Source organism: Pedobacter humicola (assembly GCF_056490705.1).
This window is the reverse complement of record NZ_JBWJIG010000009.1, coordinates 97,720-123,071: the sequence shown is the minus strand read 5'-3', so window position 1 is coordinate 123,071 and position 25,352 is coordinate 97,720. Positions and strand designations below refer to the sequence as shown.

At 39.5% G+C, this 25,352-nt stretch carries 14 protein-coding genes; 3 read left to right on the top strand and 11 right to left on the bottom strand.

Annotated elements, in window-relative coordinates; all coding sequences use genetic code 11:
- Positions 1-5: 5 nt before the first annotated feature.
- From AC04Q1_RS15325 to surE, 8 genes are all read right to left on the bottom strand, one after another.
- Entirely contained in the window at positions 6-2,186 is a 2,181-nt protein-coding gene (locus AC04Q1_RS15325; protein WP_478365457.1) for a hypothetical protein, read from the bottom strand.
- 33 nt (positions 2,187-2,219) lie between these two features.
- Positions 2,220-4,664: a glutaminase domain-containing protein gene (locus tag AC04Q1_RS15320; protein ID WP_478365456.1), complete on the bottom strand. Its 2,445-nt coding sequence runs from the start codon at positions 4,662-4,664 to the stop codon at positions 2,220-2,222.
- A gap of 222 nt (positions 4,665-4,886) precedes the next feature.
- On the bottom strand, positions 4,887-5,891 hold the full coding sequence (locus AC04Q1_RS15315) for a LacI family DNA-binding transcriptional regulator (protein ID WP_478365455.1): 1,005 nt from the start codon (positions 5,889-5,891) through the stop codon (positions 4,887-4,889).
- 196 nt (positions 5,892-6,087) lie between these two features.
- Positions 6,088-7,758 (bottom strand): RagB/SusD family nutrient uptake outer membrane protein, encoded by a 1,671-nt coding sequence (locus AC04Q1_RS15310; protein WP_478365454.1) that lies wholly within the window; start codon positions 7,756-7,758, stop codon positions 6,088-6,090.
- Between the two features lie 10 nt (positions 7,759-7,768).
- Complete coding sequence (locus tag AC04Q1_RS15305) at positions 7,769-10,954, bottom strand: SusC/RagA family TonB-linked outer membrane protein (RefSeq protein ID WP_478365453.1); 3,186 nt, start codon at positions 10,952-10,954, stop codon at positions 7,769-7,771.
- Positions 10,955-11,303: 349 nt separating this feature from the next.
- Positions 11,304-12,416 carry a lipid-A-disaccharide synthase gene (gene lpxB, locus AC04Q1_RS15300; RefSeq protein ID WP_478365452.1) on the bottom strand — a complete coding sequence of 371 codons (1,113 nt, stop codon included), beginning with the start codon at positions 12,414-12,416 and terminating at the stop codon, positions 11,304-11,306.
- Between the two features lie 154 nt (positions 12,417-12,570).
- Positions 12,571-12,843 carry a stationary phase survival protein SurE gene (locus AC04Q1_RS15295; protein WP_478365451.1) on the bottom strand — a complete coding sequence of 91 codons (273 nt, stop codon included), beginning with the start codon at positions 12,841-12,843 and terminating at the stop codon, positions 12,571-12,573.
- A 12-nt stretch (positions 12,844-12,855) separates the two neighbouring features.
- Positions 12,856-13,695 carry a 5'/3'-nucleotidase SurE gene (surE, locus tag AC04Q1_RS15290; RefSeq protein ID WP_478365450.1) on the bottom strand — a complete coding sequence of 280 codons (840 nt, stop codon included), beginning with the start codon at positions 13,693-13,695 and terminating at the stop codon, positions 12,856-12,858.
- Positions 13,696-13,916: 221 nt separating this feature from the next.
- Here surE and AC04Q1_RS15285 point away from each other — a divergent pair, with 221 nt between their 5' ends.
- The gene (locus tag AC04Q1_RS15285) at positions 13,917-16,850 is read left to right on the top strand and encodes a M16 family metallopeptidase (RefSeq protein ID WP_478365449.1); all 2,934 of its coding nucleotides are present in this window, start codon (positions 13,917-13,919) and stop codon (positions 16,848-16,850) included.
- A gap of 329 nt (positions 16,851-17,179) precedes the next feature.
- On the opposite strand, the gene AC04Q1_RS15280 is transcribed toward AC04Q1_RS15285, so the two are convergent.
- Both AC04Q1_RS15280 and AC04Q1_RS15275 read right to left on the bottom strand, forming a co-directional pair.
- Entirely contained in the window at positions 17,180-18,232 is a 1,053-nt protein-coding gene (locus AC04Q1_RS15280; protein WP_478365448.1) for a glycoside hydrolase family 130 protein, read from the bottom strand.
- Between the two features lie 64 nt (positions 18,233-18,296).
- The gene (locus AC04Q1_RS15275) at positions 18,297-18,482 is read right to left on the bottom strand and encodes a CsbD family protein (protein ID WP_029276197.1); all 186 of its coding nucleotides are present in this window, start codon (positions 18,480-18,482) and stop codon (positions 18,297-18,299) included.
- Between the two features lie 198 nt (positions 18,483-18,680).
- Between AC04Q1_RS15275 and AC04Q1_RS15270 the strand changes: the two genes are divergently transcribed.
- The gene (locus tag AC04Q1_RS15270; RefSeq protein ID WP_478365447.1) at positions 18,681-21,770 is read left to right on the top strand and encodes a SusC/RagA family TonB-linked outer membrane protein; all 3,090 of its coding nucleotides are present in this window, start codon (positions 18,681-18,683) and stop codon (positions 21,768-21,770) included.
- A 16-nt stretch (positions 21,771-21,786) separates the two neighbouring features.
- Positions 21,787-23,166 carry a RagB/SusD family nutrient uptake outer membrane protein gene (locus AC04Q1_RS15265; protein ID WP_478365446.1) on the top strand — a complete coding sequence of 460 codons (1,380 nt, stop codon included), beginning with the start codon at positions 21,787-21,789 and terminating at the stop codon, positions 23,164-23,166.
- 66 nt (positions 23,167-23,232) lie between these two features.
- On the opposite strand, the gene acs is transcribed toward AC04Q1_RS15265, so the two are convergent.
- Positions 23,233-25,128 carry an acetate--CoA ligase gene (gene acs, locus AC04Q1_RS15260; protein WP_478365445.1) on the bottom strand — a complete coding sequence of 632 codons (1,896 nt, stop codon included), beginning with the start codon at positions 25,126-25,128 and terminating at the stop codon, positions 23,233-23,235.
- Positions 25,129-25,352 lie beyond the last annotated feature (224 nt).

Here is a 25,352-nt window from a genome sequence, read left to right as displayed (position 1 = left end):
GTTTATTATTTTAAGCTGATGTTTACGGATACACCTTCGCTATAATTTTCGAATCCCAAAAGCAATGTTTTCGATTGATCATCCCACTCATTTTTGGTGAGCACTAAATCTTTCCCATTGGTTTTTGCGGTAATGCTTACCGGTTTTGCGGGCAATAGAATCCGCATGACGTTATTGGTGTTGGCTGGACTTTTCGCGATAAAACGATATCCATTTTTATCCGTAACCTCATTCGTTACCCTCGAGGCCGCGGCTAAAACCTGCGGTTTATTTTTATTTTCAATTTTATTGAGATCGAAAAGATAAGCCTGTGTTTTTGGCTCAACTACTTTCTGATTTAATATTGGCAATTCGGGATTGAAAAGATCGATATAACTTCCGGAGAGTGTTAATGGTTCTTTGCTTGGACTTTCATCAACCACAGCAGCGATAACAAAAGGCCCGCGGTTTAATACAAAATTGTTTTTGATGATCAGTTCCCCGGCTTTTGCATCAGCTTCGTAAGCGGTTTTGAGCGTTGAGATAAAATCTGCATCACCATTGGCTTTCATAATCAGTTCTTTCGGATCTTTCCTCACCACATATACTTTACCGTTACCCACTTTATAGGCCGAATCGGTGGATTTTGGGTTTATACCCAGCAAACCAAAAAGATGTTCGGATGGAGCCTTGAAAGTATTTCCGTTTGTATTCCACCACTCTTTAATGTTCTGGAATGGATCATCATCTCTTCCGAAATATAAAAGCACTCCCCCATTTTTAATCCATTTTGTCAACAATTCATGATATTCGGCATTTAAAGGTTTCATGTTCGAATAACTCATGATTAAAACCCTGATGTCTTTTAATGTATTCTTATTGGCGAGGTTTTCGATGTGCACGGTTTCTACCGGAATGCCATGTTTCAGTAATGGAACAGCCAGGCCGTAAGTATTGGAAAGATAGGGATCGCTATAGCCCTGATGTGTTGGAAAATTCTGGAACATTAAAGAGTTTGATAGCAAAACCCCTATCCCCTGACTACCGTTCAATTTATTTTTCGACAAAGGCATCTGATTAAGCGAATTCACCATTACCTGCATCTGTGTGGCATAATCCGGCGAAATTGGTTGTTTTTCTTTCATGCCTTCAACCACAAACTTGCCTTTATAAATGCGGTTTGGCCAGGGCATTACCTCATAATTATCAACCATAGGATACAATAATTCTGCGGTAAAGGTTGCCTGATAGTTTACTTTATAATCGTCCCATGATCTTGCCCTATCCTCTATCGGATCAGTTAAAAAGAATATTTTCCTTCCAGTAGGCGCCGTCATAGAAACCATCGATCCATATTCGAGAAAGGCATTTTCAAATACCCGTTCTTTACTTTTTCCATTATAGAAAACAGGCTCACGGGAAGTACCTGTCCATACCTGGGCAATATAACCATCCATACCATCAAGATTGGCCAAACTGGCTTCCGGACTTACAATATGCCAGGACGAATAATTGAGCAGCGAATGCGTAGGCACGTAACATTTAACGCGTTTGCCCTTACTTAAGCTATAACTTTTAACATAGCTAAAAACCTCTTTTAAGGCATTAAAATAAAGCTGATACTTTAATTTAGAAGAAAGATAAGTTGCTTCCGGCGACTCGTGTTGCGGCATCCAGGGGGAACCATAAAATTTTTGCCATTCTTTTTTGAAAGCCTCACCGTAACCTGCCCTTGCCCAAAACTCAGGTTCTTCCAGGTAAATTGCGCTTACTCCTGCATCAATTGCCCTTTTTACATGGGTTTTCATATAATCAAGGTAGCTTGCCGATGGAACAGTATAAGGAACATTATTCCCATGCCAGATGGTTTCACCATTCTGCATCACCTGACCTTCGTCCAGATGGTTTTTACCATCCCATTCGCCCAGGAAATAATCTTTGTACTGTCCCCAGGCAATACCGGTCATAAACTGAACTTCATAGCCTTTATCCCGATAACCCTTTACACGTTCTTCGAAACTCACTTTGCCATCATTTATACCATAAACCATTGCAATATCCGATCTTACATCATAATCAGCACTCCAGGGTGCTGAAACCTGGAAAGAAGTTTTTTCTTTAGATTTTACCTGTGCTAAAATATTGTTATGCCATGCAAAAGCAATAATTGATAACGAAAATAATGTACAGGACTTAAGGGAGATCATATATGTATGCTTTCAGATTTAGGCTTGCAACGGCTACTTAATATTCCATTTATCGGCTAACATTTTGATAAAGTAACCACCAACAACACTTCTGGCCTGGAAACCCACCATTTTACCATTGGTTGTTTCATGCCAGTCACTTAGCGGAACCTTGCTTTCTGTTTCAGTGGCGTAACGGTAAATCGGGTGAATGAACTTTTGAAAATCCGCTTCATTATCAGCCAATGTTGCAGTCCACATAATCCAGTCTGATTTGGAATAAGTTTTACGGCTATCCAATGGCAAGCCAAAATCCTTTTGTTTGGTTAAGTAGAAATCGATCTCCTTTTTATATACTTCTTTTGGGAAAAGGTCGAGTTTTAAAAGTTTATCCCATACCAGGTTATATTTCTGGCTCCAGGTATTTTTATCGTTAAAGGTTAGGGCATAATGGTCACCGTCGTCGGCAAGCTTCATCCAGTTTTGTGCCATCTGCAAGGCAGCGGTTCTGTATTTTGTGGCTACTTCTGTTTTACCTAACAATTGCGCCATTTGTGCGTAACCGCCCAAAGCTACAATCGCCTTTACAGATAAGTTAGCGTTGCGCGCAAGGTGACCGGCAAAATCATCTGTACACAATTGATTGGCAGGATCGAAACCCTCTCTCAAAAGATAATTTGCCCATACCGACATCACTTCCCAGTGTTTTTCGGCATATTTTGCATTGCCTTCCGCTTTGGTAATGGCAGCGGTTAAGATGATCATGTTCCCTGCCTCCTCTACAGGCATATCTTCGCCATAGGTTTGTCCGTTTGCCAAAGGATAGGTTCCTAAATCGTGTGCGGCAAAAGGTTTTTTCCATTTCCCACTTTCCGAATAATAGAAAATACCGTTCAGCATTCCTTTAAGCAGTTCAGGGTTATACACTAAAAACTGTGGTGCAGAAGGATAGGTTACATCAACGGTATTGATTGATCCGTTACTAAAGTTTTCTTTAGAAAGGAAAAGAATATCTCCATTGGGCGCATACACAATTTTGTGTGCAGCAATAGCCTGCCTGTAGGCCAGTTTACACATCGCTGCATATTCTTTGCCACCTGCTTTTTCTGCATCAGCGTAAAGTTTGACATCAAAGGCTGCACATTTACTTTTTAAAGAAGCATACTGAGTGTTGGCCTCGGCCAGTTGATCCTCGAATTGCTGCGAACCGGATTGTCTCCAAACCGGCGATAACTTTTCGCCAAAATATTCTACCGATTTTAAATCGTCGTAACCGATCATGATATATTTTTCTACCGCAGCAGAAGACACTGAGCCGAAAGGAATCACGCTACTCAGATTTAAGCTTTTTGAGTTTGATACCTGTGCTTCGCCAGGATATTTTGCTGCCATAAAACTTTTCAGACTCTCATTCTGTGAAGCAATAAACTGTGTTGCTTTAAATTGAGTAGGAACGGCCACGTATAAATAACCCCAGTCGATACGCACATCGTCGCCTCGTTTTTTTAATACAGCTTGCTCCACAGTACCTGTTTTGAGGATAGAAAGATTATTTTTTGACGTTTTCCATGCCGAAACTGCCTGATTTGGGGTGTTGACAGCAATATTTGATGATGCCCCAAAGAAAACATCCACTTTATGCGATTTTCCATCAGTCGATTTTACAGCATAATTGATGTAACTGATTGGTCTGGCGGTTAATTTGATATCGTTAAGCAACAATGGCGAAGTAAAACTTACTTGTAATTCTATATTGCCTGCAGCGAAAGTATATCTGGTAGTGGTAGCCTCGACGGTTACATTGGTTTGAGTGGCGGAAGCAATTTTTACATTTTGTGCATCCTCTTCTACAATTCCGGCATCCAAATGCCTGCCACCAGCCGTATTTTTGCAATGGATGGCCAATACATTTTTACCTTTTTGCAATATGCCATCCTCGATTGGTAAGTAGATATAATCAGAAACCCAGCCATTTTTCCGGTAAATCTGTTTACCGTTTAAATAAACCTGGACATTATCGTCGTGATTTAGTTTAAGGTATTTTTTAGCCGCCGATACATCTGCAACATCAAAAGTTCTTCTGAAGTAGAGGTCATCAGAATTCCATTTTGTTTTGTCGGCACGCTCATCGCCAAATGGAGCATCACCTTTTTTCCATGACCCGTCATTATAATTACTGGTTTCCCAACCTTTTTCCGGTTGATCGAAAGTATAATTTGCCTGGTATTTTAAGTCGTCGGCAGCAGGAAGTAGGGCTTTATAAGTTTTGGTTTCTTCACCTAAAAAGCGATAAAGCTGATCATCAACTTTAATTACCCCTAATAATGACTGTTCCTTACCTGTCCAGTGTTTGGTAACCGATTGGTTAAGCCCATCTCCGAAAGACCAGATGCTGAAATAAGCATCATGTGTAATTAATGGGTAGGCCGGTGCCTTATCTTGTGCTTTAATGGTTAAATTAAAAAAAAGACAAAGTGCGAGTAAGGAAAGGTTTCTCATAAATCAATATTTGGTTTTGATACAATCGGATAAATCGTTTTACTTGATTATTACCAAATACTTCATTCAGGAAATCGAATGTAAATATGGACGATATTCTAGGTTAAGATGGTTTTTTACCCTCTAAAGCCGCATTAAAGTAAAACGTTTTACTAATCCAATATTAGAGAAATTAAAATCATATTAAAATAGCGAATTGTAACATTTAAGTTACTAAGAAATTTAATCCCTGATAATGAGTTTGGCAGGAATAATAATTTGTTGATTTTCTAGTTTGACTTTAGAAGACAGTTGTTTTAGAATGAGTTTGATAACGTTTTCTGCAATTTCCTCCAGGGGCTGCTGAACTGTAGAAATCCCCGGGGTATGCAGTTCGAAAGCTTCGTGGTCATCATAGGCGATAACGGCGAAGTCATCCCCGATTTTCTTATTGATCTTTTTTAATACTTTTAAACCACTAATGGCCAGATAATTGGTTGCAAATAAAACCGCATCAATTTTTTTAGTTTCAAGAAGAGTTTTGATCTGATCGATAGTTTCGCTTTCCTCCTGGTTAAAGTGAATTTTTAAAACCAAGCTTTCATCATATTTGATTCCGTTATCCTCCAGTGCTTTTTTATAACCATCATAACGTTCTACAATCTGCTCCACATTAATATCGGTGGTAACCAATGCAATGTTCTTTTTACCCTGGTCGATAAAACTCTGGATGGATTGATACGAGGCATTAACATGATCCGCCCCAACATAACTGGTATTGATATCGGGCAAATTCCTGTCGAATAAAATAACCGGATTACCATCATCTAAAAGCATCTGAATATCTTCCTCTATCCCTTTAATCGGTGAGATGATGTAGGCATCGACCTTGCGCGATTTAAACATATTGATTAATTCTTTCGCTTTATCTACACTGTTTTCGGTGCTGGAATAAATAATTTTATATCCTTTTTTGTAGGCCTTATCTTCTATTAACCTCGCTATTCTCGAAAAGAAGGAATTGGAGATATCCTCAATAATTAAACCAATGATATTGGAGTTACCGGTACGCAAACTCCTTGCAATCTGATTAGGTTTGTAACCGCTTTCCTCGATAATTTTTTCTACTTTCTCGATTACTGCCTCGCTTATCGATTTCTCTTTTGCTTTACCGTTAATAATGAATGAAACTGTGGTAATGGATACATTTGCTTTTACAGCTATATCTTTGATAGAAAGCGATTTCATTTGGTTGGAAGTATTTTAAGTTAATCAATTCAAAGCTAAATAAAAATTGCAGCTTTAAAATTTTGCTCGTTATAAAAACGCAATTTAACATTTTTTATGTTAATCGTTTTAGAATCATTTACTAAAGGTTGTTACAATACTACAATGTGGGCTCAAAACAACAAAAGGCGCTGATTAAGCGCCTTTTGTATCAAAATTAATATCCTGGGTTTTGTTTAAGCTTCGAATTTAAATCTAACTGTCGTTGTGGGATTGGATATAAACTCCTGAAAGCTGGGGATGGACTATGGTCCCACCACTCAGTGGTGGTAAATTTGCCAAAACGGATCAGATCATCTCTTCTAAATCCTTCGAAAATAAATTCTCTTCCTCTCTCAGCTAAAAGTTCATCCAAAGTTAAGGTAGCGGTAGTATAAGCGTGACTTGGCCAAGCTGCAGCAGTATAGGCTCTTTTTTTAACATCGTTAATTAAAGTAACGGCCTCAGTTGTGGCTACGCCACCGTTTTTGCGCATGATTGCCTCTGCCTTAGCGAAATAAATCCAGGTTAAGCGATAAATATTCCAATCGGTATTGTTATAATTTGGATCAGGCTGAACCCTAACAGTATCAGTTCCGTTAAGAGCAAAACCCGCAATCGAATTCCCTAATCTGTATTTGTTAAAACGCACACCACTATTTTCTTCACCTTCGCTCATGGTAGAAACAGTTGAGTTTTTTGAATTTTTTTGGATATTATCAACAAAAACCAGCGGCTTACCTGCATATTCTACCGTTCCTAATACCGGCTCTTTAAGATTTGCAAATTTGAATTGTGGGCCAATCAACAACCACTGTTTCTTTCTCTGATCATCATTATCATATTTGTTGTAAACATTCGGAATCACTACTACCCCATCATTACCGTTTCTACCACCACCATAAATGTCCTTTTGTGCAAAGTGGAAAAAATCCGCGGCAAAACCAGGTTCAAAATTAGCACGCTTATAATCATAAGCGACTGAAAAAATCACTTCTTTTGACAGATCGTTAGTGGTATTAAACTGGCTTAGGATATCATTATCTAAAGCCATAGCGCCATTCTGACCTCCACCCTGGTTGGTGATCAATTTATCCGCAGCCGCAATACAGTCGTCCCAACGTGGGGTACCTGTCCAGGCTTCGGCGTTAAGATACAACTCTACCAACATGGCATAACCACCTGCCTGACTCATCCTACCAAGCATCTCTCTTGAAAGCTTTGGTGTTTTTTCAATATTCTCTCTGATCTCTTTCTCAATAAAATCAAACACTTCTTTTCTGCTTGATGTTGCAGGATATTCTGAAGTTGGCACACTACCTGTTGGTACGGTGAGGCTAATAGGGATATTACCAAATAAATCCATCAGTTTTAAATAATGGAACGCCCTAAGGAGTTTCAGTTCCGCGATATAGGAGTCTTTTTCAGCCTGGGTAATGCCCATTTCTGAGATACTTCTGTTTTCGAGATTTTGTATAGGGCTATTGCACAATCCCATTCCCCAATACATCAGGTTCCAGGCATTATTATAACCATCTTCATCAACATTCCAGCTGTGATAGTGTAATCTTTTCCATTGGCCACCATCTTCACCGTGCGGGCCTTTTGTTGGCCAGGCCAGCTGATCGGCAGACAGTTCTGCCATGCGCCACCAACCATTTTGTCCGGATGGGGTAACCCAGGCATTGGCATGTGTATAGGGGCGTAGTACGGCAGATAATACTTCATTTTTATTGGTATAGAATACATCTGCAGGAATTTGGTCGTAGGCATTTTCATCTAGTTTAGTACAGGAGAAGCCTAGTCCTACAAGCAAAAACATTATTATATATTTTAAATTCTTTTTCATGATATTATGTTTAAAAACCAAGATTTAGACCGAACAAGAATGACCTGGTACTTGGATAAGCATTTCTGTTATCAACACCGGGGCCTAAACCTGAATCGAGTACGAAATCAGGATCATTACCTGTGTAGCCTGTAAGCGTAACTAAATTTTGCCCGGTGGCGTAAACCCTTAAATTGCGGATCAGCTTGGTTTTGAATTTAAAGCTATAACCGATTGTGATCTCGTCGATTTTAAGGTTTGTTCCATCCTCTAAGTAATAATCAGAATATTGATAGGTATCGTTGATCTGGCTATACTTGTCGAACGCCGAACGTAGATAGTTGCTACCTTTGATGGATGGATTACCGTATGAGAGTGCAGTAGTATTTAAGATCTGATAATCAAACTTTCCTCTTACAAACATTCTGAAATCCCAGTTTTTATAAGCTAAATTCGCCGTAAAGGATGCATAGTATTTAGGTATGGCATTACCTATACGGGCTAAGTCGGTAAGATTTGGATCTTTTGAGTAATTAATCTGATCGTTGTGCACGGCAACACCGTTTCTATTGTAGAATAACCATTTTCCTGCTGCATCGAAGCCCGCAAAACGTTTGCCCCAGAATTCGCCTAGTGGAGCGCCTTCATAGGTTGTAATGGCGTCGCCCAAAGCACCTGATCCTCCAATACCGCCAAATGTTTTATATTTAACATCAAAAATATCGTTCGAATAACTTACCAGCTTATTGCTTAAAGTGCTACCGGTAAAATCCATGCTAAAGGTTAAATCCTTTGTTTTGATTGCTTCATAACTCAACGCCAATTCGATACCTTTTGATGAGATGGTACCTACGTTAGCGTAGATATTAGCCAGAACGTAGGGTGGTTGAGGCGTAGTATATTGATCTAACAAATCTTTAGTTGTACGATCGAATACATCCACGGCCCCTTTAAGTTTACTATTAAATAAGGTAAAATCAGCACCAATGTTTAACTCCCTTTTGGTTTCCCATTTCAGATCAGGGTTAACATTGGTAGTTGGCCCATACGTTTCGCGGTATGCACCATCTGGGTAGATATATCTACCTCCGCCACCTAGCACTACCCTTGAGGCATTATTGGAGAAACCAGAGTTACCCGTTACCCCATAACCCACACGTAGTTTCAAATAATTAACCCATTTAATATTCTTCATGAAATTTTCGTCTGAGATGTTCCATCCGGCCGAAACCGCTGGAAAATCTCCCCATTTATTGTTTATACCAAAACGGGATGAACCTTCATGTCTTAAAATCAACTGCAACAGGTATTTGTTGTCGAAAGCATAATTGATCCTTCCAAAAAAAGCGATCAAGGTATTGTCGTTTTTAAAACTTGTTGCCGTTGCTCTTCCGTCAGTTAACGCAATACCGGTTGTTAGGTTATCTTCATGAAACTGATCATTGATAAAGCCCCTGTTACTCGCCGACTGACCTTCTTCTACATTATACCGATAACTATAACCGGCAACCGCAGAAATTGAATGTTTTTCTTTAATAATGGTATTGTATTGCAAGGTAGGCTCAAATGCGAAAGCTTGCGACAAGAAATTTCCCTTACTCGCATAACCGCCTCCGGGATAATCTGCATCTTCTACCGAACGCTCGGAAAAAATAGAAGCCCATGCGCCATCCGTGTAGCTATCGCGTTGAACAGATCCAAAAACTGACCCCTTCAACCCTTTTGCTAAGTCGATATCCGCTTTAATATCGGCCGAGCTTGTTTGCTGTTGTCTTTTACTACGCTCTTGTTGTAAGCGGGCATATTGATTGGTACTTTGGTTATCAAAATAGAATGTACCGTTTTCATTATAAATCCGTTTGGTTGGATTTTTAACCAGTTCCTCTTCCCAGCCGCTACCACCTAATGTATTTGCATTATTAAAGTTCGAAGCCAGGTTCATTTGAATATTCAGCTTATCGTTAAAACCTTTCTGGTTTACATTTAACCTAACAGTATATTCTTTCCTTCCGTTTTCCAAGCCGATACCCTGTAAATCACGGTAGTTTAAACTCGCACGATAATTGGTATTATTTGTACCTCCTGATAAGGAAAGGTTATGGTTTTGTGATAGGTTATCTTTATTCACCAAGCTTCCATACAAATCGTCATTTCCGCCATAATCCTGCGCATCTAAAGCACCGGAAGTTATTTTTTGTCTGAACTCATCTGTAGTTAAAAAATCCAACCTGTTCTGTATGTATTCTTTACGGAAATAAGTAGAATAATTAAATTGTGGCGCTCCAGGCTTTCCCTTTTTAGTGGTAATCAGGATTACACCCGCATTTGCACTGGTACCATAAATCGCGGCACCTGAACCATCCTTTAAAACGTCGACTGATAAGATATCATCTTGTTGCAACAGGTCTGGGTTTCCACCAGGGATACCATCAATTACGAATAACGGACTAGAACTTCCCGTTACGGTTACTGCTCCCCTAAGTTGAACGTTGACACCAGAATTGGGATTTGATCCACTCGTTCGGGTAAGGTTTAAACCAGCCACCTTACCTTGTACCAGATCGAGGGGATTCCGCGCACCACTTTGCCGAAATTGAGCAGTGTCTACGTGCGCAACCGAAGACGTAACCTCTTTGGTTTTCAATGTTCCGTAGCCCACCACCACTACGTCACTTAAATTTTGTGCTCCTGATGGCACCAAACTTACAGTTAAGGGCGTGGCCCCATTACCTGCGGGAAGAGATTTGGATTGATAGCCAATATAACTGAACACCAGCACATCTGTTGGCGAAGTTACATTGATACTGAACTTACCGTTCTCTTGTGTTACACTTCCACCGGTTTTGCCTTGTATTTTAATACCAACACCCGGTAAACCTATTTTCTTTTCGTCTACAACGGTACCCGTAATTGTTTTTTGACCTGCACTTGCTGCAGGGGCAGCCGTTGCTGAGGGTGCAGGAGTTCCCGTTGTTGGCACAGGCGCCGGTGTAGTAACCGGCCGTGCACCACCCAAAGGATTTACAGGTGCTTTTACCGTATCGGCAGGTTTTGCAACTGGTACTTTTTTGGTAGTGTCTTGTTTTTTAGTTGTGTCTTGCTGAAAATAATAGCGGTTGAAATTGATTTTTTCGCTCTTAATTTTTGCAAACAACTGGGGGCTTGAAAGTAGGACCAGGCATAGGAATCCTGATATCCTGAGTAAAATGTTTTTCATTGGCACTCACTAGTTTAGTTTATAATTAGTTACGCAATGCGGCCAACCTTTTACCAAATTAATAAGAGCAACGAGATTAATTAGTTAGAGTTAGGATTTCCGCAAAACGATTTAGTAACGCTCTAAAGGGCATATTGTTTTAAAAAAAATGAAAAAAACTTAAATTGTTACGTTAATAGATAAAACAACCCTTTACTAATGAATCAGAAAAAGTAAACCTCCCATATCAACATGAGAAGTCTGAATAAGAGGAAATGATAGCATTAAGTTTATTATTTTAAATCATCTGCCTGTTTGCATCTTTAAACAAGCTGAAGCTTGGTCCAGTTTTCACAAATCTGGCAGCAGCTTAAACTTTAACCCTTAATTTTTCGACAATTAATCTAGCTGTTTTTGCAGAAGCTCCTGGTTTTCCCATGAGTAAAAGCAGCTCATCGTAATGTTTTAACATCTCATCCCTGCCCGCTCCCGATAGGATCATCCTAAGCTCTTCATTTATTTTTTGAGTACTGCAATCCTCCTGAATCAATTCGGTCACAATCTTCTTATCCACAATGAGGTTAACCAATGAAATAAACTTAATTTTCACTAACATCCTGGCAATGGCAATTGAAATTGTACCTCCTTTATACACCACTACCTGTGGTACTTTAAACAAAGCAGTTTCTAATGTAGCTGTTCCCGAAGCTACAATTGCAACATGTGCATGGTGCAATAAATTATAGGTATTGTTAAAAAGAAGCTGAACATTTTTATCTCCCGTAAACTGACGATAATATTCTTCGGTAAAGGTTGGTGCCGCCGCAATGGCAAATACTTCATCGGGATAATTTTCGGTAATGCTTAACATCACCGGGAGCAGGCGCTCTATTTCCTGTTTGCGGCTACCAGGCAATAAGGCAATAATTTTTTTATCCCCCAGTTGATGTATTTCACGAAAGTTTAAATCTGGCGTAAATTGGGCAATTTCATCCAGTAATGGGTTACCCACATAATCTACATGCATACCCCACTTTTTGTAGAAATCCACTTCGAAAGGTAAAATGCAAAACATATAGTCGACTACCTTTTTTATTTTCAGTACCCGTTTCTGGTTCCATGCCCACACTTTAGGCGAAATATAGTAGCAAACTTTTATGCCGTTTGCTTTTGCAAACTCTGCAATTTTCAAGTTAAAGCCCGGGAAATCGATCAGAATCAGTACATCGGGTTTCCATTGTAAAATATCTTCCTTACAGGCTTTAAGGTTCCTAAAGATGGTCCGCAAATTTAAAACCACCTCTGTAAAACCCATAAAGGCCATATCAGCATAGTGTTTAACCAGTTCTCCACCTTCAGTTTCCATCTTATCGCCTCCGAAATACCGAAACACAGCGTTGCCGTCCTCAATTTTTAAGGCTTTCATTAAGTTGGCGCCATGTAAATCGCCTGAGGCTTCTCCGGCTACGAGATAGTATTTCATAATTTGTTCTTTTATAACAAAATCGTCATTGCGAGGCGGCACGACGAAGCAATCTTTTATGCTATTTTTTATCCCTTTACTCTCCGTTGTCCTGGAAAGATTGCTTCACCCCAGCTCGCAATTCTCTTCTTCAGTTCGCAATGACGCCTGTTTTTTAAAAAACTTTATAGGCAAAAAACACAAAAGCGCATACAAATGTTGCAGCCAATATGCCTCTTCCGATATTTTCTTTATTGTATTTAAAAAAGTATTGCATGGTATACGCATTTATCGCAATACCACCTATATACAGCAAATCAGCTTTTGCAAGATAAGTGATATGGTGAATGATATACCAGGCGATGGCACAAAGTATTGCCGGAATTAGCAAACCAATCCCCAAACCAAGCCATACCGAATTGTTTAATTTTTTTAACCGGTCATTCATCACAGCAATCGCTTAACCTAAATTAATGCCATCCGGTGCCGAAACTTTAGTACCAGCAGATTTTAAATTACTTTCATCAATAAAATCCCAGCTGTTCAGGGCTTGGATGGCATGATGTGCCGTTAAATCGAACTGCACCGGAACGATAGAAACATAATGGTGTTCTAGTGCCCAAACATCGGTATCTTCTCCCTTATCGAAATTTTCAAAAACACCGGTCAACCAATAATATGGGCGTTTGTAGGGATCTGTTCTTTCGTCAAATTCTTCCATCCACTTGGCATTGGCCTGACGACAGATTTTAACACCCTTTAAATGCTCGCCTTTAGGAAAATTCACATTCAACAAAGTCCCTTCTGGCAAACCATTGGCCAAAACCTGCTCACAGATATTTTTGATGTATTTTTTGGTATGGCTAAAATCAGCATCTGCTGCAAAATCATCTAAAGAAAAACCTATTGAAGGAATTTTTTCGATTGCACCTTCTACTGCAGCAGACATGGTACCCGAATACAACACATTGATCGAATTATTTAATCCATGGTTAATTCCCGATACACAGAGATCAGGCTTTTTACCCTTAAAAATTTTATTCACAGCAATTTTCACACAGTCAACCGGTGTTCCACTGCATTTATACATCTCAACCCCATCGTAAAGCTCAACTTTATCAAAACGGATCGGTTTACCTATGGTAATGGCATGTCCCATCCCACTTTGCGGACTATCTGGTGCAACAACTACCACATTACCCAGCTCTTGCATTACTTCCATTAAGTTTTTAATACCCGTAGCGGTAATGCCATCATCATTTACCACTAAAATATTTGGTTTTGTGCCCTGCTTTGTCATGCTGTAAAAATACAGATTATAAATTCAAGGCACAATAAAGAGCGATTGATGTGCAAAAATCATTTATTCCTAGATTTTTAGTTTCTAAATAAAAAATATTTTCATTCGATCGCCGAAAGCATATATATTTGAATAAATAACTTATTAAAAATGAATGCTGTATTTGGATTTTTTCTTAACTACCAGATACCCATTCATTACCATAAACCAAACCCAATTCAATGAAATTCAAACTATTTACTTTGGCTTGTTTTCTGATTACAGGTTCTTTAGCGAAGGCGCAAACAACCTATCAATGGAAAACAGGAACATCAGGTGGCTTTACCTACAAGTATGTAACCAACGATCCGACCAAAACACGTTTTTATACTTTAAAAAACGGTTTGACCGTAATCTTGTCACAAAACAACAAAGAGCCAAATATTACCTACAAAATGGCCGTAAGGGCGGGCAGTAATACCGATCCACGTACCAATACAGGTTTGGCACATTATTTAGAACACCTTTTATTTAAAGGAACGGATAAATTCGGAACCTTAAATTATGCCAAAGAAAAACCGCTTTTAGATAAAATCGAGGCGCTCTACGAAACCTACAACAAAACCACCGATCCGGCAAAACGTAAAGAGATTTATAAAGAAATCGACAAAACTTCGGGCGAGGCATCTAATTATTCGATTGCAAACGAATACGATAAAATGATGAAATCGATCGGAAGCAATTCTACAAACGCTCATACTTCAGTGGAAGAAACCGTTTATGAAGAAGATCTCCCATCTAATGCCATTGATAAATTTTTAGCCGTACAGGCCGAACGTTTCCGCGCACCTGTTTTCCGTATTTTCCATACTGAGCTAGAAGCGGTTTACGAAGAGAAAAATATCGGTATGGACAATGATGGACGTAAAATGTACGAGAAAATGTTATATGCTTTGTTTCCAACACATAACTACGGACAACAAACTACCATTGGTACAATTGAACATTTAAAAAACCCATCGTTGGTTGAGATCAGGAAATATTACAACAAATATTATGTGCCAAATAATATGGCCTTAATTATGAGTGGCGATATCAACTATGACGACCTGATCAAAAAAATCGATAAAGATTTTGCCTATATGGTTTCAAAACCGTTCTCGCTTTATAACCCAGCTCCCGAAAAACCTTTAACCCAGGTTCAAACGGTTGATATTTATGGTCCAAGTGCCGAAAACTTATATGTGGCTTACAGAGGTTTTGCGCAAAATACCCACCAAAGTTTACTGTTGGATTTAATTGGAAGTATTTTAGCCAATGGCAAAGCGGGTTTAATGGATATCAACATCAACAAACAACAAAAAATGTTGAGGGCTGGTGCAGGTTATAACTCGATGAAAGATTATGGAATCTTCATTTTATCTGGTTCACCTAAAGCCGGACAAAGCCTGGAGGACGCCCAAAAATTATTGTTAGAGCAGGTAGAACTGCTTAAAAAAGGTGAATTCGACGAGAGCCTGATTAAAGCAACCGTTGCCAATATCAAATTGGCCGAGTTACAAAGCTTTGATAATAACGATGTACGTGCAGATTTTGCCATGAATGCCTTTATTCAAAACCGCGGGACGGAGTGGGATAAAACCCTGGCTTCTACCGATGCAATGGGCAAAGTAACCAAAAAGGAAATCGTAGATTTTGCCAATAAATTTTTCATCAACAATTATGTTTCCATCTTAAAACATAAAGGTGAAGATAAAAGCATTGTTAAAGTGGAAAAACCAGCCATCACAGCTGTAAAAACCAATGTTAACGAGGTTTCACCATTTACAAAAGATGTAATTGCTGCCCCGGTAAAGCCAATTGCGCCTAAATTTTTAGATTACACTAAAGATCTTAATTTCGGTAAAGCAGGTATTGCAGATGTAATTGCGGTACAAAACACAGAAAACGCAATTTTCCGTTTGGGTTACCGATTCGACATGGGTTCTTACAATTATAAATTATTGCCTTATGCGGCTCAATACCTATCTTTCTTAAGCACGGATAAATATTCTGCAGAAGATATCAGCAAGGCTTTTTACAACATTGCCTGTAACTATAGTGTTAACGTAGGTACTGATGTAACAACGGTTGCGATCAGTGGTTTACAGGAAAATTTTGATAAAGCGGTTGCTTTGCTCGAAGATGTACTGGCACATTGCAAACCAAACGAAAAAGCGCTGGAAGATTTAAAAGGCCGTTTGTTAAAATCGAGAGATAATGCCAAATTAAACAAATCATCAATTTTAGGTGGCTTAATGAGTTATGCACAGTTTGGTGCAGATAATCCATTCAATTATGGATTAACCAATGATGAGATCAAGAATATGAAATCGGCTGATCTGATTTACATCTTACATAACCTCACCAATTACAAACACACCATTACGTATTATGGACCTAAAACTTTAGCCGCATTTTCTGCTGATATTGTAAAAGCACACCCATTGGCAAAAGAATTTACCGATGCCGCACCGATCAAGAAATTTGTATATACCAAAACGGATTCGAACAAAGTTTACTTTGCCGATTATGATATGGTTCAGGCAGAAATCCGTTGGGTACGCAATGGCGGTTTATACGATCCAGCCAATGCAGCCAAAATTGCTTTATTTAACAATTATTTTGGTGGTGGCATGGGCTCTGTGGTATTCCAAACCATCCGCGAATCTAAAGCGCTTGCCTACTCAACTTTTGCTGTATATTCTTCTCCAAACACGAAAGAGAAAGAGAATTCGATTATTGCTTATGTAGGTACGCAGGCTGATAAAATGAATGAGGCCGTTGCTGGCATGAACGAGTTACTAACTACGCTACCAGAATCTGATAAATCCTTCGATTTGTCTAAAGCCAATTCACTAAATGGTATAGAAACCAGTCGCATTACTAAGGATGGAATTATCTACACTTACCTGGCAGATCAAAAATTAGGTTTCGACCACGATTCAAGGATTGATGAGTACGCCAACTTAAAACCGTTAACCTTTAACGACGTAAAATCATTTCACCAAACCAATCTTTCGGGCAAGCCTTACAGCTATTGTATTGTTGCCTCAGAAAAGAAAATCAACATGGCTGATTTAGCAAAATTTGGTCCGGTGACTAAATTGAGTTTGGAGCAGATTTTTGGATACTAGAAAGGTTATGGGTTGAAGGTGAAACCCAAGCGCTGATATCAATACTTACAAGCGATACCCGGAAACGGGATCGCTTTTTTTGTTTAATTCAATAGCCGATGGTTAATTGTTTAAATCGGTTAACTGGCGATTGCAACCTGTCAGGCGAAAGCTGTTGGTTAATGATTACATCTTTCTAAGCTTGTTTGTGGATTAATTAACAGTGAGGAGTTAATATTTACTGATTTCCACCCCAACTTCAAAAGGATCAAAACCTAAAATGTCCGGTGAAGGTTCGGTGATGGTGGGTATTGTGTTCAATGTTCTATACCGGAAACATAAATGGTGACTTAGTGGCAAAAAACCAGTGCATCCAAAATTTCCTTTATCGAAAATTTAGCTCCACAAACAAATTCATCGGCGGCGCCATAATAAATGGTCAACTCATCCCCATTAACGATATGGCCATTTGTAAACACCACTTCACCAAAGAAACCATGCAACTCATAATCTGTGCTTGGCACCATAATGGGCACATCAGTTCTGGCCAATACTTTTGATGGATCATTTAAATCCATTAAAAAAGCCCCCAAACAATACTGGTGTTTTTCGTTTGCACCGTGGTAAATTTCGAGCCAGCCATCCGCGGTTTTTATCGGTGCAGCACCTGCTCCAACGCGGGCACTATCCCAAAAGCCAGACCGGGTTTTGATAATACATTTGTGTTTGCCCCAATGGATCCCATCAGGAGATTCGGCCAGCCAGATGTAGTTGCCGCCTAAAGCAACACTGCTCGGGCGATGCAGGGCATAAAATTTGCCCTTAATGCGTTCTTCAAATAAAGCACAATCTTTATTATGGGGTGGAATAATCATTCCGTGGTTTTGAAAAGTTTTCCAATCTTTTGTAGTCCGCAGGCCTACACCGACTCCATGCGCCGAAACCGCGGTAAAAGTTAAATAATACATCTCATCAATTAAGGCTACCCGGCAATCTTCAATTCCAAAAACCTCGTCCTCGCCCTCACCCTGCAAGAGAGGATAACCATCAGGCTGATAAAAATATATGCCATCATCACTACAAACCAACCTTAAATGAGATAAGGTAGTTAAGTAGTCGGCTCCCTGATAACTGATCACCCTTGGATCGCTGGCATCCAGAGCTGGGTCATTTTTTTCAATCGCCAGAATTTCTATGCCATGCTCCTTTAAAATAGGAAAAGAGATTACTCCTGCTGTTTGTTGAGGCCTTTCCGCCACGCGGATGAGCAGCCAGATTTTTCCTTCAAAGGTAAAAACACCCGGATTTAACAGGCACTCGATTTCCAGTCCGTGTCTACTGGGCATTAAATCTTTAGGGGAAAGTATCGGGTTTCCGGAAAATCTTCGGGCAATATCGGGCATAAAAAAGTTTTTAAAGCAAACAGGCGACCAAATTGACCGCCTGCTATATTTTATAGAACTGATGTTAAAGTGAGTTGATCCATTTTACAAGTTCATCTCTTCCCTTACCTGTTTTTTGTTGCAGTTTCCCCAACAGCTCATCGTCTTGTCCCTCTTCATGTTTTAAATCATCATCGGTTAAATCGGCGTAAGCTTGTTTAACCTTTCCTTTGATTTCATTCCACTTTCCTTTTAATTCTAACTTATCCATGATCGTTTTTTTGTTATAAATAAAGTAATCTTTTAATAAAACAACAGTCTTCGCCGCTTTTTGTTTTGATTTAAACCTATAAAACCAAACAACAGGCACATTTCAGCCTATTTCTCAAGGTTTTAAATATATTTTTAACTATATTAAGAGTATCATTTATACAAACTATTTAACATTACTAACTAAATTACCAATTTGATGAAAAAACTACTCTTCAGTATGCTTTTGTCTCTCGGTTTAATTTCATTTGCTTTCGCACAAGGCAAGGTAATTACCGGGAGAGTAACATCGGCCTCCGGACCAATTCCGGGTGTTAGCGTATTTGTAAAAGGCTCGCCAGCCAATGGCACACAGAGCGATGCCTCCGGCGCTTTTAAATTAACCGTTGCAGACGATGCCAAAACACTCGTTTTTAGCTTTATCGGTTACAAAACCAAGGAAGTACCCATAACCGGGCGAACCATTAACACGAGTTTGGAAGAGGAAAACAATACCCTATCAGACGTGATTGTGGTGGGTTATGGTACACAGAACAAGCGGGATGTAACTGGATCTGTGGCTTCTGTTAAATCTAAAGACCTGGAGAACTTACCCGTAACAAGTTTTGAACAGGCCTTACAAGGAAAAGCAGCAGGAGTACAAATTGCGGCACAAAATGGAAAATTAGGTCAGGGGATTACTGTTAGGGTAAGGGGCGCCGCTTCTGTAACTGCTGGTAGTGAACCGCTTTATATTGTTGATGGAATTCCGATTACTTCAGGCGATTTTTCCAGTACTACTGCACCAACCAGCGCTTTAGCAGACTTAAACACAAACGATATTGAGTCAATTGAGGTATTAAAAGATGCCTCCGCATCGGCCATATACGGAGCAAGGGCTTCTAACGGAGTAGTATTGATCACAACCAAACAAGGAAAGGCAGGCAAAACACTAATCCAGTTTAATGCACTTGGTGGCGTAAGTAGCCCCTCTAACCATAGAGATTTTTTAAACGCGGAACAATATGTTCAAATAGAGCGAAGAGCCGGGCAAGGTCAGGCGAACCAGGATTTCCTTAACGGAGATTATGCAACATTACAAGAAGCCCTTGATGACTATAGCGAAAGTGTGGAAGCTCGTTTAAACCGGTATTCGGCGGGTAATAACGATTATCAAACCTATAAAGTTAACTCAAACTGGGAAGCGGCTTCTTATCAGGATAAACCGGTTACACAACAATACGACCTGAATCTGACAGGGGGCAATGAAAAGACCAAATTTTACATTGGTGGCCAGGCATTAGATCAGCAAGGAATTGTGATTGGAAACAGCTATAAACGCTACAGCGGAAGACTAAACCTTACCAATAAAGTTACCGACTTTTTAGAGGTGGGCGTTAACCTTAATTTCTCAAACAGCATTAACAACAGGTTATCGAATGATAATGCTTTCTCAAGTCCGTTACAGTCGGTAGCACTTTCGCCAATTACTCCATTCATCGATCCAAGATCAGGTTTAATCAGCGGAACATTACCTGGGGCAGCCTCAAACTATCCGGTATACTATAATCCATTTATCAGTATCGACAATGCATTTTACAAAGCTACAGTGTACAGAACAATTGGGAAAGCTTTTGCTAATATCAATATCGCTAAAGGTTTAAAATTTAGCACTGATTTTTCTATCGATAACTTAAATCAAAACGAAGAAAGTTATTATGGTTCTTTAACATTCAGAAATACGGGCACTACAAATGGATATGCACAAAATATTTCAACTTTTGTAATCAACACCAATACCAATAACTTTTTCAGTTACAATAAAACCATTGGCAAGAGTGCTTTCGATGTTATTTTAGGTACAAGTTATCAAAAATCGACCACTAAATATAGTACTATAGAAGGACAGGATTTCCCAAGTGATTCTTATATTAAATTAGGTTCAGCAGCAACAAAAGTAATTGCAACCAGTAATGAAGGCGCATTTAGCTTTTTATCCTATTTCTTTAGGGCAAACTATAAATTTAACGATCGTTATTTAGTTGGCTTTAGCGTGAGGGCTGATGGCTCATCGCGTTTTGGAGCCAACAACAGGTATGGGTATTTCCCGGCAGGATCATTGGCATGGATTGCTTCTGAAGAAGATTTCTTAAAAGAAAGCGAAACCATCAGTTTATTAAAATTAAGGGCAAGTTATGGCTTAACAGGGAATGCCGAGATAGGTAATTATTCTGCCCGTGGTTTATTTAGTGGAACCGGTGCATACGGTGGCTTACCTGGGCAAATCCCTTCCAGAATAGCCAACCCAGATTTAACCTGGGAAAAAACCAAACAACTCGATATTGGTTTCGACTTTGGTATATTAAAAAACAGAATTACCGGAGTTTTTGATTTCTATCAAAAAAATACCACCGATTTATTATTGGATGTTCCTATTCCACAAACAACGGGTTTCTCTACCAAAACCCAAAATCTTGGTTCATTAAAAAATACCGGGTTTGAATTGGGTATTAACAGCGAAAATTTTGTTGGCGCCTTCAAATGGTCAACTGCAATAACAGGCGCGATCAACAACAATAAGATTACCAATTTAGGTGGACAGATTTTAAATAGCAATGAAATAAATGCGGCTATTTCTGGTCAGCCGATCGGTGTATTTTATATACCGGAATATGCAGGGGTAAATCCGGCAAATGGAGATGCACTTTATTACCTGAATACCACGGATGCATCTGGAAATATTGACAGATCGACCACAACAGATATCAATAAAGCACAAAGAATATTTGCAGGAAACCCTAATCCTAAATACACCTTTGGTTTAAACAACACTTTCTCTTATCAAAACTTTGATTTAGGTATATTTTTTCAGGGGGTAAAAGGCAATAAAATTTTTAACGCTGGTGGCCAGTATATGAGCGCTAATGCTTCAAATGGTTATGATAATCAAACTGTAGATCAAATGACCTATTGGGATAAACCGGGCGATATCACCTCTGTTCCCGAGCCACGTTTGTTTGCAGGCAATGGTATCGGGAACTCGACCAGGTATTTATCTGACGGTTCTTATGTCAGACTAAAAACCATAACACTCGGTTATACTTTCCCTACTTCAGTATTAACTAAAATTAAATTAAGCAAATTAAGGTTATATGCCACTGCCCAAAATTTGCTTACCATAACGGGATACAAGGGATGGGATCCTGAGGTTAATGCCGATTATCAGTCCACAAACATTAATCAAGGTGTGGATTTTTACTCTGCACCACAACCGCGTGTAATTTCATTTGGTATTAACATTGGCCTATAATTAAAAAAGAATCAAAATGAAAAAGACATATATAAACAATATCTTATTTGCTTGCATGTTTTTGATGGCTTTATCATCATGCAAGAAGGCACTCGATATAAATCCTGTTGATACCATTGAGCAAAAAAATGCTTTACTCACCTCAAAAGATGTTGAAGGTGCCTTAGTTGGCGCATACTCAGATCTTGGTAGCCGCAATTTTTTTGGTGGCCGTCCGTTTTTAATCGCGGATTTCTTAGCGAATACGGATGCCATTGAATGGTTTGGCACATACGAGGAATTGACTCAGGCCATCAACAAATCGCTTTTAAAAACAAATGTTTTTGTTGATAACGTTTGGGCCGCAGGATATACCGCAATTAATGATGCCAATAATGTAATTGCCGCCCTTGATAAAGTAGAGGCAGCTAAAAAAAGCAGAGTTGAAGGAGAGGCGAAATTTATTAGGGGCGCGGCATATTTTGAACTCGTTAGGTTATTTGGGAAAGCCTATAATGATGGTTCGCCAACCACAAATCCGGGTGTACCGATTGTATTAACACCAACCACGCTCATAACCGAATCGAGTTATGTAAGCAGGGCTACTGTAACTGCTGTTTACAACCAGGCTATAACCGATTTAACAGACGCCGAAGCTAAGCTTCCGGCAACTAATGGTTTTTTTGCAACCAAATCTGCCGCTGCTGCAATGTTAGCCAGACTGTATCTGCAAATGGGGAATTATAGCGCAGCCGGAGCCGCCGCAAATCGGGTAATCACCTCTGGAAACTATCAATTAACAGGTACTTATCTAGGCGCTTTCCCTAGAATGCCAGAAAGTGGAAAACCAGCAAAACCTGGAGATAATTCAACAGAAGATGTTTTTGCCATGCAGGTAACAACGCTGAGTGGATTTAACGGTTTTAATGAGTTTTATGGTTCATCAACATTTGGTGGCCGTGGAGATGCCGTAATATCGCAAGATTGGATTGACGCAACTTACAGTTCAGACGATGACAGGATAAATGCTTTTTATGATGACGACGATATATTTACGGCAAAATATGGAAATCAATTTGGCAATGTACCAGTAATCAGATTAGCAGAAATGTATTTAATTAGAGCCGAATGTAATGTCCGTTTGGCTCCAGCAGCTCCAATTGGCGGCGTAACGCCCTTACAGGATTTAGCTACAGTTAGAGACAGGGCAGGTTTAACAACTACAACGGCTACTTTAGCAGATATCCTTGATGAAAGAAAACTTGAATTTGCCTTCGAAGGATTTTCATTACACGACGCAAAAAGGACGCAAACCAATATCGGTAGCTTACCATGGAACTCCCCTAAACTGGTTTTCCCAATTCCACAACGTGAAATTGATGCCAACACTAAACTGGTTCAAAATGCTGATTATTAGCAATAGGCTATTAACAAAAATGCCCCCGAAATTTTCGGGGGCATTCCTTATTGCAAAAAGTTTCTGTTAAAGCCTCTTTGCCGCTTCAATAATTTCCTCTACAACTCCCGGATCCAGCAAAGTAGAAGTATCGCCCAAATTATCGGTATCACCTTCAGCAATCTTACGTAAAATCCTACGCATAATTTTGCCTGAGCGTGTTTTTGGTAAACCAGAAACGAACAATATTTTATCAGGCTTGGCAATCGCACCAATTACACGGGTAACCGTTTGTAAAATATCTTTTTTAGACAGTTCTGCTTCGCCATGCATTTCAGGGTAAATGACAAAAGCATAAATTCCCTGCCCTTTTACATCATGCGGATAACCCACCACCGCACTTTCTACCACGCCTGCATGCATGTTAATGGCATTTTCTACTTCAGCGGTACCAATTCTATGTCCTGAAACATTTAATACATCATCAACACGACCGGTAATCCGGTAATAACCATCCTCATCACGCAAACAGCCATCGCCTGTAAAGTATAAATTCTCGTAAGTTGAGAAATAGGTCTGTTTACAACGCTCATGGTCGCCATAAGTGGTACGCAACATCCCAGGCCAGGGGAATTTGATACAAAGATTTCCCATGACCCCGTTTCCTTCAATTTCATTCCCGTTTTCATCAACCAAAATCGGCTGGATGCCCGGCAAAGGCAATGTAGCGAAACTAGGTTTGGTTGGTGTTACCGTGGCAATAGGTGAAATCATAATGCCCCCGGTCTCCGTTTGCCACCAGGTATCTACAATAGGTGCCTTGCCATGACCGATCTTTTCATCAAACCAATGCCAGGCCTCTTCATTGATTGGCTCTCCTACCGAGCCTAAAACGCGAATGGTGCTTAAATCTTTGCCATTCAAAGGATCCTCACCAAAACTCATTAAAGAGCGGATGGCTGTAGGTGCAGTATATAAAGTGTTTACTTTGTGCTTTTCCACAATATCCCAAAAACGGGATGGACTTGGATAAGTTGGGATTCCTTCGAAAAGCACTGAAGTTGCGCCTTGCGAAAGCGGTCCGTAAACAATATACGAGTGACCGGTAATCCAGCCGATATCGGCCGTACAGAAATAAACCTCACCTGGCTGATAGTTAAATACATTCGAAAAAGTATAGCCCGCATAAACCATATAACCGCCGCAGGTATGTACTACACCTTTAGGTTTTCCGGTAGAACCTGATGTATAAAGGATAAAGAGCATATCCTCTGCATCCATTTCTTCGGCATCGCAGATATCGTTAACGTGTTTCACTTCATCCTCCCACCATACATCCCTGCCTTTCAACATCGAAACAGGTGTACGGATATGGGTAAGTACAATACATTTTTCAACCGTTGGGCAACCGATCAATGCATCATCAATTACATCTTTTAAAGGAATCTGTTTGTTGCCACGGTAAGAACCATCGGCAGTAATCACGACTTTACATTGCGAATCATTAATCCGGTCGGCGATTGATTTTGCCGAAAATCCACCGAAAATAACCGAGTGAACGGCGCCAATCCTGGCACAAGCTAAAACAGCAATGGCCAGTTCGGGTACCATTGGCATATAAATACAGATGCGATCGCCCTTTTTAGCACCATTACGTTTTAAAACATTAGCGAAGCGACAAACGCGCTCGTGCAACATTTTATAAGTATAGGTAACACTTTCTTCCTCAGGATTATTCGGCTCCCAAATAATGGCTGGTTTATCGCCATTGGTAGCAAGGTGACGGTCTAAACAATTTTCGGTAATATTAAGTTTAGCTCCTTCGAACCATTTAATATTCGGCTCGTTAAAATTCCATGATAACACTTTGAACCAAGGTTTGCGCCATTGAAAGTTTTGCGCTACCTCCCCCCAAAACTGCTCTGGGTTTTCGACGCTTTTTTTATAATCTTCTTCGTACTGCTTAAAAGATGTAATTTGCATTGCTCTGTTTTATATTTTGGATTAGTTGCGGCTAATTTAAATAAATAATATCAACGAAAAATAGTCTAATCGTATCAAAATGAATATCAAACGTTTGATCCGCGTTATTTATTTTTTAACAACTGTAATATATTAAGGATTAATATCCTGCATTAATAAACATTGTGAAGTCTGTTAACTAACGGACCTTTAACCCATTTACTAATGATGTATACCATGAAAAC

What these genes read in the sequence shown, in the direction of transcription:
- AC04Q1_RS15325 (WP_478365457.1), bottom strand. Translation starts at nt 2,186, where the DNA reads ATGATCTCCCTTAAGTCCTGTACATTATTTTCGTTATCAATTATTGCT.
- AC04Q1_RS15320 (WP_478365456.1), bottom strand. Translation starts at nt 4,664, where the DNA reads ATGAGAAACCTTTCCTTACTCGCACTTTGTCTTTTTTTTAATTTAACC.
- AC04Q1_RS15315 (WP_478365455.1), bottom strand. Translation starts at nt 5,891, where the DNA reads ATGAAATCGCTTTCTATCAAAGATATAGCTGTAAAAGCAAATGTATCC.
- AC04Q1_RS15310 (WP_478365454.1), bottom strand. Translation starts at nt 7,758, where the DNA reads ATGAAAAAGAATTTAAAATATATAATAATGTTTTTGCTTGTAGGACTA.
- AC04Q1_RS15305 (WP_478365453.1), bottom strand. Translation starts at nt 10,954, where the DNA reads ATGAAAAACATTTTACTCAGGATATCAGGATTCCTATGCCTGGTCCTA.
- lpxB (WP_478365452.1), bottom strand. Translation starts at nt 12,416, where the DNA reads ATGAAATACTATCTCGTAGCCGGAGAAGCCTCAGGCGATTTACATGGC.
- AC04Q1_RS15295 (WP_478365451.1), bottom strand. Translation starts at nt 12,843, where the DNA reads ATGAATGACCGGTTAAAAAAATTAAACAATTCGGTATGGCTTGGTTTG.
- surE (WP_478365450.1), bottom strand. Translation starts at nt 13,695, where the DNA reads ATGACAAAGCAGGGCACAAAACCAAATATTTTAGTGGTAAATGATGAT.
- AC04Q1_RS15285 (WP_478365449.1), top strand. Translation starts at nt 13,917, where the DNA reads ATGAAATTCAAACTATTTACTTTGGCTTGTTTTCTGATTACAGGTTCT.
- AC04Q1_RS15280 (WP_478365448.1), bottom strand. Translation starts at nt 18,232, where the DNA reads ATGCCCGATATTGCCCGAAGATTTTCCGGAAACCCGATACTTTCCCCT.
- AC04Q1_RS15275 (WP_029276197.1), bottom strand. Translation starts at nt 18,482, where the DNA reads ATGGATAAGTTAGAATTAAAAGGAAAGTGGAATGAAATCAAAGGAAAG.
- AC04Q1_RS15270 (WP_478365447.1), top strand. Translation starts at nt 18,681, where the DNA reads ATGAAAAAACTACTCTTCAGTATGCTTTTGTCTCTCGGTTTAATTTCA.
- AC04Q1_RS15265 (WP_478365446.1), top strand. Translation starts at nt 21,787, where the DNA reads ATGAAAAAGACATATATAAACAATATCTTATTTGCTTGCATGTTTTTG.
- acs (WP_478365445.1), bottom strand. Translation starts at nt 25,128, where the DNA reads ATGCAAATTACATCTTTTAAGCAGTACGAAGAAGATTATAAAAAAAGC.